This is a genomic window from Pseudomonas sp. MH9.2 (assembly GCF_034353875.1).
Lineage (GTDB): Bacteria > Pseudomonadota > Gammaproteobacteria > Pseudomonadales > Pseudomonadaceae > Aquipseudomonas.
The window spans coordinates 3,391,538-3,405,495 of the sequence record NZ_CP133784.1 but is presented as its reverse complement, the minus strand read 5'-3'; the positions used below and the strand labels follow the sequence as shown (position 1 = coordinate 3,405,495).

Annotated in this window: 11 protein-coding genes; 8 read left to right on the top strand and 3 right to left on the bottom strand. The window is 58.0% G+C overall.

Features of this window, described 5'->3' with window-relative positions; all coding sequences use genetic code 11:
* Positions 1-137 precede the first annotated feature (137 nt).
* A complete protein-coding gene (locus tag RHM55_RS15920) occupies positions 138-1,901 on the top strand; it encodes an amidase (RefSeq protein WP_322177284.1) in 1,764 nt (587 codons plus the stop codon).
* Positions 1,902-2,454: 553 nt separating this feature from the next.
* Here RHM55_RS15920 and mgrA read toward each other — a convergent pair.
* A complete protein-coding gene (gene mgrA, locus RHM55_RS15915; RefSeq protein ID WP_322177283.1) occupies positions 2,455-3,492 on the bottom strand; it encodes an L-glyceraldehyde 3-phosphate reductase in 1,038 nt (345 codons plus the stop codon).
* 270 nt (positions 3,493-3,762) lie between these two features.
* Here mgrA and RHM55_RS15910 point away from each other — a divergent pair, with 270 nt between their 5' ends.
* Entirely contained in the window at positions 3,763-4,530 is a 768-nt protein-coding gene (locus RHM55_RS15910; RefSeq protein WP_322177282.1) for an SDR family oxidoreductase, read from the top strand.
* Positions 4,531-4,568: 38 nt separating this feature from the next.
* On the opposite strand, the gene betT is transcribed toward RHM55_RS15910, so the two are convergent.
* Both betT and epsC read right to left on the bottom strand, forming a co-directional pair.
* The gene (gene betT, locus RHM55_RS15905; protein WP_322182974.1) at positions 4,569-6,530 is read right to left on the bottom strand and encodes a choline transporter BetT; all 1,962 of its coding nucleotides are present in this window, start codon (positions 6,528-6,530) and stop codon (positions 4,569-4,571) included.
* Between the two features lie 312 nt (positions 6,531-6,842).
* Positions 6,843-7,796, bottom strand: a complete 954-nt coding sequence (gene epsC / locus RHM55_RS15900; RefSeq protein WP_322177281.1) for a serine O-acetyltransferase EpsC — start codon at positions 7,794-7,796, stop codon at positions 6,843-6,845.
* 215 nt (positions 7,797-8,011) lie between these two features.
* On the opposite strand from epsC, the gene RHM55_RS15895 reads away from it, so the two are divergent.
* The 6 genes from RHM55_RS15895 (at position 8,012) to RHM55_RS15870 (ending at position 13,939) form a co-directional block, all read left to right on the top strand.
* Positions 8,012-9,010, top strand: coding sequence for a D-cysteine desulfhydrase (locus RHM55_RS15895; RefSeq protein WP_322177280.1), 999 nt, complete (start codon positions 8,012-8,014; stop codon positions 9,008-9,010).
* Positions 9,011-9,242: 232 nt separating this feature from the next.
* Positions 9,243-10,040, top strand: a complete 798-nt coding sequence (gene tcyJ, locus RHM55_RS15890) for a cystine ABC transporter substrate-binding protein (RefSeq protein WP_219063744.1) — start codon at positions 9,243-9,245, stop codon at positions 10,038-10,040.
* Complete coding sequence (gene tcyL, locus RHM55_RS15885; RefSeq protein ID WP_219063783.1) at positions 10,040-10,705, top strand: cystine ABC transporter permease; 666 nt, start codon at positions 10,040-10,042, stop codon at positions 10,703-10,705. Before tcyJ ends, tcyL begins: the two co-directional genes overlap by 1 nt.
* A gap of 3 nt (positions 10,706-10,708) precedes the next feature.
* The gene (gene tcyN / locus RHM55_RS15880; RefSeq protein WP_322177279.1) at positions 10,709-11,452 is read left to right on the top strand and encodes an L-cystine ABC transporter ATP-binding protein TcyN; all 744 of its coding nucleotides are present in this window, start codon (positions 10,709-10,711) and stop codon (positions 11,450-11,452) included.
* A 286-nt stretch (positions 11,453-11,738) separates the two neighbouring features.
* Positions 11,739-12,458, top strand: a complete 720-nt coding sequence (locus RHM55_RS15875) for a hypothetical protein (RefSeq protein WP_322177278.1) — start codon at positions 11,739-11,741, stop codon at positions 12,456-12,458.
* Between the two features lie 239 nt (positions 12,459-12,697).
* The gene (locus RHM55_RS15870; protein WP_322177277.1) at positions 12,698-13,939 is read left to right on the top strand and encodes an SfnB family sulfur acquisition oxidoreductase; all 1,242 of its coding nucleotides are present in this window, start codon (positions 12,698-12,700) and stop codon (positions 13,937-13,939) included.
* Positions 13,940-13,958 lie beyond the last annotated feature (19 nt).

Genomic DNA, 13,958 nt, shown 5'->3' with positions numbered 1-13,958 from the left:
GAAATGCGATTGTTTGCCCCTACGCAGACTATTCGGCTGCCATGACCTGTCATTTCTGACAGGGTTTACAGATCTGTCTTTCACTGGTTAGCTCCAAAAATGACCTCGATCCTGAGGTCATCAAGGAGATAGCCGTCATGGAAAAACCGACTTTTGCATTTACCCCCGAAGAGCAGGCACTCAATGCCCGCCTTCTCGCAGCGCTCCCCCGTGGTTCCTCAATCAAAAAACGCGACCGAATCGTCGACTATGAAGTCGTCGAAATGTCTGCGTTGTTCCGCGAGGGCAATCCGAATAAGTTGACCGCAGAACAAGTGCTCCTCGCCTACCTGAATAGAATCAGCCAATTCAACGGCACCTTCGAAACCTATGATGAAAACGGCGGCTACAACGCCTTCGTGCGCATCGATCTGATAGAGGCCCAGGAACAAGCCAGACTGGCCGATGAATGGCTAAGCAATCCCAACGACGAACGCGGCCCGGCACCACCACTGTGTGGTATTGCGATGGGAGTGAAAGATTCAATCGGCATACAAGACCGAAAGAGTACAAACGGCACTGCGGCATTCAGCAGCAATATTGCGCTTCAGGATGCTACCTGTGTGACCAAGCTTCGGGCACAAGGTGCGGTGTTGGTCGGGCACAATACGTGTTCGGCTTACTCGGGCGATACAACGGGGACTTTTGCTGGAAATGCCTGGGACCCGGCGCGAGCACCCGGCGGATCCAGCCAAGGCTCAGGGGTCGCGCCAGTGGCCCGCCTTTGCGCGGCGTCGCTGGGCGAGGAAACCGGCGGCTCGATGATCATCCCCGCAGCGTGCAACGGAGCCAGCGCGATCAAACCATCTCTTGGGCTGGTATCCGTAGCCGGTCTGATGCCCGCAAGTAACGGCCTTGATGTGATAGGTCCGATGTGCCGGTCGGTTCGCGATGCCTCACTGATTTTGTCACTCATCTCGGGGATCGATCAGCTCAACGATCCCCATACCCTGTCGGCACCGATCCCGCCAAACCTGCTGCCAACGACCGCCAGAGAGGGCCTTTTGCCTCTGCGCGGGCTGACCATTGGGGTGCCTCAAACGGACTGGATGAACTCCATCTCCGTTCCTCCCGCCGACACCTACGACCCCGACTACAAGCTAGCGTTCGATCGCTTTAAGGGGCAACTACGGGACCTGGGTGCCACTGTCGTTGAATTCCCGGGCCTGGATCTACAGATTCCCGACAATGCACCTTTCACCCACTCTCACGAGTTAGGGTTACTGCCGGACCTAGAACCCATCACGCCATTCAAAGCAGTTTTCTGGAGTAACGGACTCGACTGTCGACACTGGCAGTCGGTTGCGGAATTTGCGCAGGACCTGCCAGCCGAGTACCGGACCGAGTTACTTGGGCATTACCACCCCGCGACCAATACCTCTGCGAGCTACATCACCTCTGCCATGAGAACGGAAGCTGAGGAACGGCGCCGACGAGAGCAAGCGCTTCTCCAACAGGCGCTTGATGATTACGCCGTGGACTTTATGCTGGTCATGCCATTGGGTGCTCACATCGGCAGGCGCTTTGATGGCAGCGAAAGGCTGCCGAACCAACGTTCACACTACGACGTGCCTAACTTACAAGGTTGGCCCATGCTGACATTTCCCATAGGATATGGGCGGACCGGTCTACCCGCGCAATTGCCGATCACTGCAGCATTCTGGGGAACACGCTTCAACGAAGCGATGATCATTCAAGCTGCCATAGATTTTCAGGATCGATTTCCGGAATACCATAATGCGGTGCCGCCAGACCCCACATTCGGCCCTGACACGAAACGGCCGCCGCACATTCCGCGCGTGCAGCCTGTGACACCAGAAACCTCGACCGATCCGATTATCATGCAGAGGGGGCGCTCATGAGCCTGATCAGCAGCACGCCATTCTTTACCGTTAAATGGACGCCACCGATCAATCCAGGGCAATTACCCGCAAATCCGAGAAGTGAGGTGCCAAGGTTCATGGCCGTGGCGTGGCGAGCGAAACTCGGGCCGGTGTATTACCCGTTTGAGCGTGAGAGACCAGAGATTGCGTTATAGCGGCCTGTCTGACAAAGCGCATCAAACCCTTCGCAGGCAAGCCAGCTCCCACAGATTTGGTGTACTAAAGGACCCATGTGGGAGCGAATTCATTCGCTTGTATGGTAGGACTTGAAGGGGTGGTGGGACGAACAGTTCGCTTCTGACTGATGAGACAGTACAGACCGTGGGAGACCTCGCCCCACCCCTTCCACCAAAGCGCCGATAAAGAATGCATCGTGTAAGAGCGAAGATAGAAACAAGCCAACACCTCTTGGTGAAACCCCAACAAGTCCTGAAACCTTATCGTGGAGCGCCGTCCTTGGCAAACCTGGTCGTAAAGTCTCCCACAGTTAAAAATATGCGTCAGGCACAGACTCCTATAGTAGCGCTGTCAATTACTGATCAGTCGACGGTTTTTCCCAAAGATTGATCCCGCCTTCAACTGCGAAGCGGTCGATTTCGGCCAGCTCTTCGCTGCTGAACGACAGGTTTTTCAAGGCCCCGACGTTTTCGATGATTTGCTCTGGGTGACTGGCGCCGATCAACGCCGAGGTCACGCGTGGATCACGCAGGGTCCAGGCCAGCGCCATTTGCGCCAGGCTCTGGCCACGACGCTGGGCGATTTCATTGAGGGCACGCACGTGAGCGATGTTGCTCTCGGACAGGTGCGACGCCTGCAATGACCCACCGCCCGGGCGATTGACCCGCGAATCCTTCGGCACGCCATTCAGGTATTTGTCGGTCAACAAACCTTGCGCCAGTGCCGTAAAGGCGATCACTCCTGCGCCGAGTTCTTCGGTGGCGTCCAACAGGTCTTTTTCGACCCAGCGGTTGAGCAGGTTGTAAGCCGGTTGATGAATCAGCAGCGGCACTTTCCATTCGTTGAGCAACGCCGCCATTTCGCGGGTTTTCGACCCGGAATAAGACGAGATGCCGATGTACAGGGCCTTGCCTTGCTGCACGGCGGTGGCCAGGGCGCTGGCGGTTTCTTCCAGCGGGGTCAGCGGGTCGAAACGGTGCGAATAAAAGATATCGACGTAATCGAGGCCCATGCGCTGCAAGCTCTGATCGAGGCTGGCCAGCACGTATTTGCGCGAGCCGCCGCCCTGACCATAAGGCCCCGGCCACATGTCCCAACCGGCTTTGCTGGAGATGATCAGCTCATCTCGGTAATGCTTGAAGTCTTCGCGCAGCAGACGACCGAAGTTGATCTCGGCGCTGCCATAGGGCGGGCCATAGTTGTTGGCCAAATCGAAGTGGTTGATGCCCAGATCGAAGGCGGTACGCAGCAGTGAACGCTGAGTGTCCATCGGCGTGCTGTCGCCGAAGTTGTGCCACAGCCCAAGGGACAAGGCCGGTAAAACCAGGCCGCTACGGCCGACGCGGCGGTACGGAATGGATTCATAACGGTTTTCGGCAGCGATATAAGTCATCGAATCCTCTCTCGTTAAAGGTGCATGGGTGCGACCCCTGAACGTAGCTCGCAGTTCCTGCTTTTTTTAATACACCGATTGCTGCAACGGGGTCAGGCGAGCTGACCGAGCATACCCGTAAGCGCCCCACCCCAATAGTCCGACTAATCAAGACGCCCCCGTACTGCACTGTATTGTTGAGATTTATTGAACAGTAAAGGCAATTTACGGCCATTTATCGCCCTGAATAAACATGTGAATCTACAAACACATTCAGTCAGGAGGTGCAGCATGATCCCTACTACCCAGAATCAGGCCACTCACACCCGCGCGCGCAAAGTCGCTATCGTTACCGGCGCATCACGCGGCATTGGCGCTGAAATCGCCAAGCGTCTGGCTGCCGACGGTTTCGCCATCGCCGTCAACTACGCCAACAGTGCTGCCGAAGCCGACACCTTGGTCGCCCGGATCGTCGCCAACGGCGGCCAGGCTGTTGCCATCAAGGCTGACGTATCGAACGCGGCCGACGTGCGCACTCTGTTCGACGTGACCGAACAGCAACTGGGCCGTGTCGACGTGCTGATCAATAACGCAGGCGTGATGAATCCCTCCCCCTTGGCCGACACCAGCGACGAGTTGTTCGAACAGACCTTCGGGATCAACACGCGTGGCACCTTCAACACCCTGCGGGAAGCCGCTACGCGGATGAATGACGACGGTCGTATCGTCAATTTCTCCAGCACCGCCCTGGCACTGAACCTGCCGGGTTACGCGATCTACAACGCCACCAAGGCGGCCGTCGAATCCTTCACCCATGTGTTTGCCAAAGAACTGCGCGGCCGCAACATCACCGTCAACGCCGTCGCGCCTGGGCCCGTTGCGACTGAGTTGTTCCTGCACGGTAAAAGCGAAGAGCAGATCCAGCAGTTCGCCAAGATGCCACCGTTGCAACGCCTGGGTCAGCCAGAAGACATCGCCAACGTCGTCTCCTTCCTCGTCGGCCCGGATGCCGGCTGGGTCAACGGGCAGATTTTGCGCGCCAACGGCGGGCTGGCCTGAAGCCCGATCATCGGGGCATTCAGGCGCTTTTTTTTGCATCAGCGCACCAAATGCAGGAACTGCAAGTGCCGCTCGTATTGGTCAAGGATGTCGTTGATCACCTGCTCCCTGGTGTAGCCGACCAGATCGTAATCCTGACTGCCTTCACTCAAGTGAACTTCGGCGCGGTAGTAACGCCGATTGTTCATGCCTTTCGAACCCATGCCGGCGCGAGCAAAGGTCGGCGTGAAATAACCGCGCATCATCACGTGATAGATGAACGGACGCTCGTCGCCGTGGCCGACTTCCAGGCTGACGCTGTCGTTGCTCGGATCGGGCTGGGTCACCACCTTCAGGCCCTTCTCGACGAACACCGCCGTGACCTCTTCGATGGCCGGACGCACCGTCTGCTCAAGGAAACGATAGACCTCGTCGCGTGACGGGAAGTGCACAGCCTGGGTCAAGCGCTGTCGCCACCCGCCACGCCCAAGGCGCGAGCCGGACACCGGCGCCAGCGAATGCAGCTGGGCGATTTGCCGCTGCGACTCCAGATAGAAAGCCTTGTGCAGCCCCCACATCATCAGCAACAGAATCAGCGAGAACGGCAACGACGTCAGCACCACCGCCGATTTCAGCGAATCGATACTGCCAGCAAACAACAACCCGCTGGTGATCAGGGCAGTCGCTACGCCCCAGAACACCCGCAGCCATTTCGGTCCATCCTCGTCTGCACTCCCGCCACGCGCGGACAGGGTCGACAGCACCACGGTGCCAGAATCCGCCGAGGTGACAAAGAACACAAAGCTGATGAACACCGTCACGGCAATGACAGTTTTGCTCCACGGGTAGTTTTCCAGCAGCAGGTAGAGGGTCATCGAAGGGTCGTCGATGGCTGACTGCCCGAGCGCGACCATCCCGTGATTGAGTACCTGGTCAATGGCGCTGTTACCAAAAATCGACATCCAGGCCAAGGTGAAACCCAGCGGAATCAAGAGCACGCCGCAGACGAACTCACGGATGGTGCGGCCACGGGAAATACGCGCAATAAACAGCCCGACAAAGGGCGACCACGCGATCCACCATGCCCAATAAAACACGGTCCAGCTGCCCAGCCAGTCGCCGGTTTTATCGTAGGCGTAAACATCGAAACTCTTGGTGGGCAGCGCGCCCAGGTAATCACCGATGTTCTGCACCAGCGTGTTCAGCAGATGCTGGGTGGGACCGGCGAACAACACGAACAGCAGCAGCGCGCAGGCCAACAACATGTTGATGTCGGACATGACGCGCACGCCCTTGTCCACGCCCGCGATGGCCACCAGAATCGCCGCCCCCATCATCAGGGTGATCAACCCCACCTGAATCCATTGGGTATGTGGCATACCGAACAGATAGTCGAGGCCTGAATTAAGGTGCAGTACGCCAAAGCCCATGTCGGCGCCCAGCCCGAACACCGTGGCGATGATGCCGAAACCATCCACCGCATAGCCAATAGGACCGTTGATGCGCTTGCCGATCAGCGGGTACAACGCCGAGCGCAAGGCCAGCGGCAGGTTATGCCGATAGGCGAAATACGCCAACGCCATGCCGACAAACGCGAACACACCCCAACCATGCAAACCCCAATGCAGAAACAGCAGCTGCATGGCCTGTCGCGCCGACTCGGTGGTACCGCCCTCGCCCTGTGGCGGTTGCAGCATGTGGGTGAGCGGCTCGGAAACGCAGAAAAAGAACAGGGTGATGCTGATCCCGGCAGCGAACAACATGCCGGCCCAGGACAAATAACTGAACTCGGGTTCGTCGTGGTCGGCACCGAGCTTGATCTTGCCGTAGCCAGACAAGGCGGTGACCACCACGAAGACCAGATACAGGGTCATCGCCAGCATGTAATACCAGCCGACCGTGTTGGCCGCCCAGTTTTGCGCCGCCAGTAACCACTCGCCGGAGCGTTGCGGAAAGACAATCACCAGCAGCCCGAACAGCAAAATGAAACCCGCCGCAAAATAAAAAACCGGCGGATTCATCCGAACTTGGCTGCTGACCTGCGGGGTAGGCGCACTCATAGGGACTGCGCCTCATGGAAGAGGGAAGTAACCGGGAAAAACGAACTCAAGGGGTAAGCCTCCTGTTGTGAGCGGGCAGCGAACCACCGAATTTAACTTGAACGAACGGTCAAGTTAAACATAAATGGCCCCGCGAGGACTAATCGCAGGCGGGTTGTCGCTCGCTTGGTATGGAGGTGTGACGCATGGAGAGCACTAATCGTTCCCACAGAAAAGCAATCTCTGTGGGAGCGAATTCATTCATGAGAATGAGGTGTCAGGCGACTCAGCGCCCTACTTCTGACACCCATCATCCTGCTGCAACAGGTTAGCCTGGGTCAGGTTGCAGCCAGCCGGTACGCTGCGGGTCAGCCAGACGTTGCCGCCAATGGTCGAACCTTCGCCGATGGTGATGCGCCCAAGAATGGTCGCACCGGCATAGATCACCACGTCGTCTTCGACTATCGGATGACGGGCGTGGCCTTTTTGCAATTGACCGTCTTCGTCCGCCGGGAAGCGTTTCGCGCCCAGAGTCACAGCCTGATAGATGCGCACACGTTCGCCGATGATCGCGGTTTCACCGATGACCACACCTGTCCCGTGATCGATAAAGAAGCTCTGGCCAATCTGCGCGCCGGGGTGGATGTCGATGCCGGTGGCCGAGTGTGCAATCTCCGAACTGATCCGTGCCAGCAACGGCAGGCCGGCGCGGTACAGGTGGTGCGCCAAGCGGTGATGAATGACCGCCAGAATGCCCGGATAGCACAGCAACACTTCGTCGACGCTGCGCGCAGCCGGGTCGCCGTGGTAGGCCGCCAGCACGTCGGTGTCCAGCAAACGGCGAATCACCGGCAAGGCGCTGGCGAAATCCTGAATCAGCTGCACCGCGTGCGTGTCGGCAGCGGCGACGTTCTTGCCATGTTGACGCGCCACATAGCGCAGTTCCAGGCGAGCCTGCGCCAACAACGCATTGAGGGACACGTCGAGGGTATGGCCGACGTAGAAGTCCTCGCTCTCTTCGCGCAAGTCCACCGGCCCCAGGCGCATCGGGAACAACGCCCCACACAGTGCTTCGAGAATGTCGCGCATGGCCGCTCGTGAAGGCAGCTCACGACCGCCATGCTCACCACTCACACGCCCATTACGCGTGCGCCAGTCATCACGCGCCGCACGCAATTGGTTGACGATTTGCTGCAACTGCCAGTTATCGGTACGGCTGTCGGCCGATGCCTCTGGAATATCGCTCACGCTCACCACTCCTTCTGCATTCAAGGTAAAAGAGCCACGTTCACGGTCGCACGATAACGGCCGCTGATGCTCCCACTCTACGGCAAACTTTTGCGACGAAAAATTAACAATTTCCGTAGGGCCTTTGCCGAACACCGTTCATTCCTGCAAATGTTGCACAGGGCTCAGTCGGTTGCCTATAGTCCATCGACTCACTTCCCGGCCAATTGACCACCATGATCAAACAACAGCTCGCTCGTTTTAACCGCCTGAAATTGCTCGGCGCCCCCACTCCACTGGAAAAACTGGAGCGTCTGTCTGCCTGGACCGGCCGGGATATTTATGTCAAACGCGATGACACCACCACACTGGCACTGGGCGGCAACAAGGTGCGCAAGCTCGAATACCTGGCTGCCGACGCGTTGGCCCAAGGTGCCGACACGTTGATTACCGCCGGAGGAATCCAGTCCAACCACGTGCGCCAGACGGCCGCGCTGGCTGCACGTCTGGGCCTGGGTTGCGTCGCGCTGCTGGAAAACCCCATCGCCAGCACCGACACCAGCTACTTGAGCAATGGCAACCGCCTGTTACTGGACCTGTTCGACGCCAAGGTCGAGCTGGTCGAGAACCTGGATAACGCCGATGAGCAACTGCATGCCCTCGCCGCCCGTCTGCGGGCTGGCGGCAAAAAGCCTTATTCGGTGCCGATTGGTGGCTCCAACGCGTTGGGCGCGCTGGGGTATGTGCGCGCAGGGCTGGAGTTGGCCGAACAAATCGAGCAGACCGGGCTGACATTTGCCGCCGTGGTCCTCGCGTCTGGCAGTGCGGGCACGCAAAGCGGCCTGGCCTTGGGACTCAGCGAAGCGTTGCCCCGGTTGCCTGTGGTGGGCGTTACCGTGTCACGTAGCGAAGAAGCCCAGCGGCCGAAAGTCGAAGGACTGGCACAGAGAACTGCAGAGTTACTGGGCATCAATCTGCCGAGCAGCTTCAAGATCGACCTGTGGGATGAATATTTCGCACCCGGTTACGGCGCACCCAACGCGGGCACCCTGGCCACAATCAAGCTGGTCGCCAGCCAGGAAGGCCTGTTGCTCGATCCTGTGTACACCGGCAAAGCCATGTCTGGGCTGCTCGACGGCATCGGTCGCCAGCGCTTCAATGAGGGTCCGATCATCTTCCTGCACACGGGCGGCGCGCCGGCCTTGTTCGCTTATCCCGGCGCCTTTTCGGGCTGATTTTCCAGCCAGCCTCCATATTCCAATTAGAAATATATAAATTATTTTTAATTATTTTAATTCATATGCAGCAGCCCCTATAGTCACACGGCGTGCAGGATTAGCCACGCCCTGTGAAGGCTCACTAAGGGAATAAAGTCGCCTGAAATAACTGGATTAAGTTTCAAGGCCGCAGTAGCGTTCATTGGGTCTGATTCTTGCCTGTCGCTCAAAACACCATAAGGGGCTCGTCATGAACATTGCTGCCATCCGCCGGACATTTCTTCTTTCCACATTGAGCCTTGTGCTCGGCTCCAGCCTGATCGGGCAAGCCGTCGCCGGGGACCAGCTGCAAAAAATCAAGGACAGCGGCACGATCAATGTCGGCCTTGAAGGCACGTATCCGCCGTTCAGCTTCGTGGACGAGAAAGGCGACCTCAACGGCTTTGAAGTCGAGTTCTCCCAAGCCCTGGCCAAAGAGCTGGGGGTGAAAGCCAAACTGCAACCGACCAAATGGGATGGCATCCTCGCGGCGCTGGAATCCAAACGCCTTGATGTCGTGATCAATCAGGTGACCATCTCCGAAGAGCGCAAGAAGAAGTACGACTTTTCCGAGCCCTACACAATCTCCGGGATTCAAGCGCTGACCCAGAAGAAGGACGCAGGCAAGTTCCCGACACCTGACTCCCTTGCAGACAAAAAAGTCGGCGTCGGCCTGGGCACCAACTACGAACAATGGCTCAAGGAAAACGTGCCTAAAGCCATCGTCAAAACCTATGACGATGACCCTACCAAATTCCAGGACCTGATCGCCGGCCGCACTGACGCGATCCTCGTTGACCGTCTGGCCGCATTCGAAATGGTCAAAAAAACCAATGACAAGCTAGCCGTGTCCGGCGCGCCGTTTTCCCGCCAGGAATCCGGTATCGCGATACGCAAAGGCGAGCCCGAGTTGGTCGCCGCCATCAACAAAGCCATCGACAAACTGCGTGCCGACGGGACCCTCGCCAAGTTGTCGCAGAAGTACTTTGGCTCTGACGTGACCCAATGATTGAAGAGAGTCTGAAGCTAGCGCTGGACTCCGCGCCCTTTCTGCTTAAGGGCGCATATTTCACGGTCATCCTCAGTCTGGGCGGGATGTTCTTCGGCTTGCTGCTGGGCTTCGGCCTGGCATTGATGCGTTTATCGCACCTCAAGCTGCTGAGCGGAATTGCACGGGTATATGTGTCGTTCTTTCGCGGCACACCCTTGCTCGTCCAGTTGTTCATGATCTATTACGGCCTGCCACAACTGGGGATAGAACTGGACCCGCTGCCCGCAGCGCTGATCGGTTTTTCCCTGAACATGGGCGCTTATGCCTGCGAAATTCTGCGTTCAGCCATTGGCGCAGTGGATCGCGGACAATGGGAAGCTGCGGCCAGCATCGGCATGACCCGTGCGCAAACCATGCGCCGGGCGATTCTTCCGCAAGCCGCGAGAACCGCTTTGCCGCCGCTGGGCAACAGCTTCATTTCACTGGTCAAGGACACCGCGTTGGCGGCAACCATTCAGGTGCCCGAGCTGTTCCGTCAGGCACAGTTGATCACTGCGCGGACCTTCGAAATTTTCACCATGTACCTTGCCGCCGCACTGATCTACTGGATCCTTGCCAGCCTGCTCGCGCACCTGCAGCACCGCCTGGAAGCGAGGGTCAACCGACATGATCAGGAGTCTTGAAGCATGATCGTGGTTGAAAAACTGACCAAGAAATTCAAAGGGCAGACGGTACTCAACGGCATCGATTTGACCGTCGAAGCTGGCGAGGTTGTGGCCATCATCGGACCCAGCGGTTCCGGTAAAACCACCCTGTTGCGTTGCCTCAATTTTCTCGAAGAACCCACCAGCGGCAAGATCATCGTCGGTGACATCGAGATCGATGGCAGTCGCCCGCTGAGTCAGCAGCAAGGCTTGATTCGACAACTGCGCCAGCACGTGGGTTTCGTCTTTCAGAACTTCAACCTGTTCCCCCATCGCACCGCGCTGGAAAACGTGATGGAAGGCCCGCTGGTGGTAAAAAAAATGCCCCGCCCGCAAGCCGAGGCGCTGGCGCGTAAGCTGCTGGCCAAGGTCGGCCTGGCCGGCAAGGAAGACGCGTACCCACGGCGACTGTCCGGCGGCCAGCAACAGCGGGTAGCGATTGCCCGCGCCTTGGCCATGGAGCCCGAGGTCATTCTGTTCGATGAGCCCACCTCAGCGCTGGACCCGGAGTTGGTGGGTGAAGTATTGACGACCATCCGCGCCCTGGCGGAAGAGAAACGCACCATGGTCATCGTGACTCACGAGATGAGTTTTGCCCGGGATGTCGCCAACCGGGTGATCTTTATCGACAAGGGCGTGATCGTTGAACAAGGCGACGCCAAGGCGCTGTTTGCCAACCCTAAGGAAGAGCGGACTCGCCAGTTTCTGGAACGAAGCAGGCACTGATCAACCCTGCAGATAACAAAAAACAGCGCTCACCCGGCGCTGTTTTTTTTCGCGCCTGACATTTCTTGGGGTTGCTGAGTAGGACGCAGTACTGAGACCCAAGTAACCCACAAGCCGTACAAATGTAGGAACTGTCTGATTCCATCCGAAGCTCGCGTTTCACGCTCGCACTGCCTTGACACTCGTTCCCATCCTCTCTTAGCTGGCTATCACGATTCATTGATATCCATTCATAGAGGTATCCGCGGCGCCGCGTGTTAGCCGCTGATCACGAGGAGTATTCAACATGGCTTGTGCGACCCAAACGTCCCATCAGATCAAACTGCATGCCCCTTATTTGCCCCAAGCAAACAAGCACGGTATTGGCGTGAGTGCCGCCGCGCATCTGCGGGTCACTATCAAGCCTTATGCGGCCATGGACGAGGGCGACCTGATCGAACTGTTCTGGGGTGGCCGTTACGTTGCATCAAAGCTGCTGACGACCGCAGATATCGGCGAGACCCTGGCACTGCGTGTCCCGGAAAGTTTTTTACAGAGCGGCAAGGTCAAAATCTGGTACCAGATCCAAAAGATCGGCAGTACGCCGTCGCTCTCCGCGAGCATAGATGTATGGGTAAAACTCGATTGCCCTGGTGGTCACCCCAACCCGTTGAGCCCCGAAGAAAACCAGAGCCTCGCGCCCTTGGCTGTACCCGACACTCTGCTGCGCCACGGGCTCACCGCAAAACAGCGACGACAGGGTGTTGAGCTGACCATTGAAGCGTACCAAAACATGGCCGCCAAAGATGAAATCACCCTGCGCTGGGGGGATGTACGCATGGATCTGCCAGCCATCGATGCCAGCGATGTGGGCAAGCCTATTACATTGAATATTCCGCCGGCATTGATTCTGGAAGGCGGCGAAGACCATCAGCTGGAAGTGACTTACTGCATTATCGACCGGGTGGGCAACACGTCGCGCTGGGCGCCACCACGCGCACTTAACGTCAGTGGCGTCGCTGATTAAATACACCACAGAGCTTTAAATCACGACCTGCAACTCTCCCGTCTATGCTTATTCCAAAAAGTAAGTTTATTTAATTTTTATACACGCTTAGGGTATATAGACCGGACCACCGGACCACCGTCAGTTTGTTTTCGCCGCAGAGACGCGGCTTATGTCGATGTGAGGTTTGGAATGGTCACTTTCACAATCACCCCCGTGCAGATCGCCAGGGCATTGCGTACCGCCACGGAGCGGCGCTGATGTCGGATCTCGTGGCTACACTCCTCCAGAGCGATCTGGACATCGCCCCGCTGCTATTGCCAGCGAAGGTCCTGAGTAACGACGCCCAAGCCATCGCCGCTGCCCATGAATTGGCGCAGCTCGCGCGCTTGCAGGCGGCACAGCGTGATCGTCAGCGCAAACTGCCGTGGGCCCAAATCGAACACTTCACCCGCAGCGGGTTGGGGAGCATTTCCATCCCCCGTGAATACGGTGGCCCGCAGGTTTCATTCGTTACCCTGGCGGAGGTGTTCAAGATCATTTCCGCTGCTGACCCTGCGCTGGGGCAGATCCCGCAGAATCAGGTGGGCATCCTCAATTCGTTGTTGGGCAGCGCCAACGAAACACAAAAAAAACAGGTGTTTCAAAGCGTGCTGAACGGCTGGCGCATCGGCAATGCCGGGCCTGAACGCGACACCAAAAACACCCTGGATATCAAAGCTAGAATCACCGCCAAGGGCGACGGGTTTGTCCTCAACGGCCAGAAGTTCTATTCCACCGGGGCGCTGTTCGCGCATTGGGTGGCAGTCAAAGCACTGAACGATGACGGTCGACAAGTGCTGGTATTCGTCCCGCGTGGCACACCGGGTTTGCGCATTGTCGATGACTGGTCCGGCTTTGGCCAACGCACCACCGCCAGCGGTACGGTGCTGCTCAATAACGTGCCGGTGGAAGCCGAGCACATCATCGAGAACTGGCGCCTGGCGCATACGCCGAACATTCAGGGCGCCGTGTCGCAATTGATCCAGGCGGCCATCGATGTCGGGATCGCTCGCGAAGCCATCGACGACAGCATTCGTTTTGTCCGCGAGCGCTCGCGCCCATGGATCGATGCCAACGTCGAACGGGCCAGCGACGATCTGTACGTGATCGCCGACATCGGCAAACTGAAACTCGAACTGCACGCCGCCGAAGCATTACTGCGCAAAGCGGGTCAGGTGCTGGATGAGGTCAACGCCGCGCCCGTGGACGTAGCCTCTGCCGCTCGCGCCTCGATTGCCGTTGCAGAAGCCAAGGTCCTGACCACTGAAATCTCCCTGCTCGCCAGCGAAAAGCTGTTCGAGCTGGCAGGCAGTCGCGCCACTCTGGCCGAGTTCAACCTCGACCGCCATTGGCGCAACGCTCGCGTTCACACGCTCCACGACCCGGTGCGCTGGAAATACCACGCCGTCGGCGCTTACCACCTGAACGGCACAGTGCCGGCCCGGCATTCCTGGATCTGACCAGAGCACTGGAGAACGT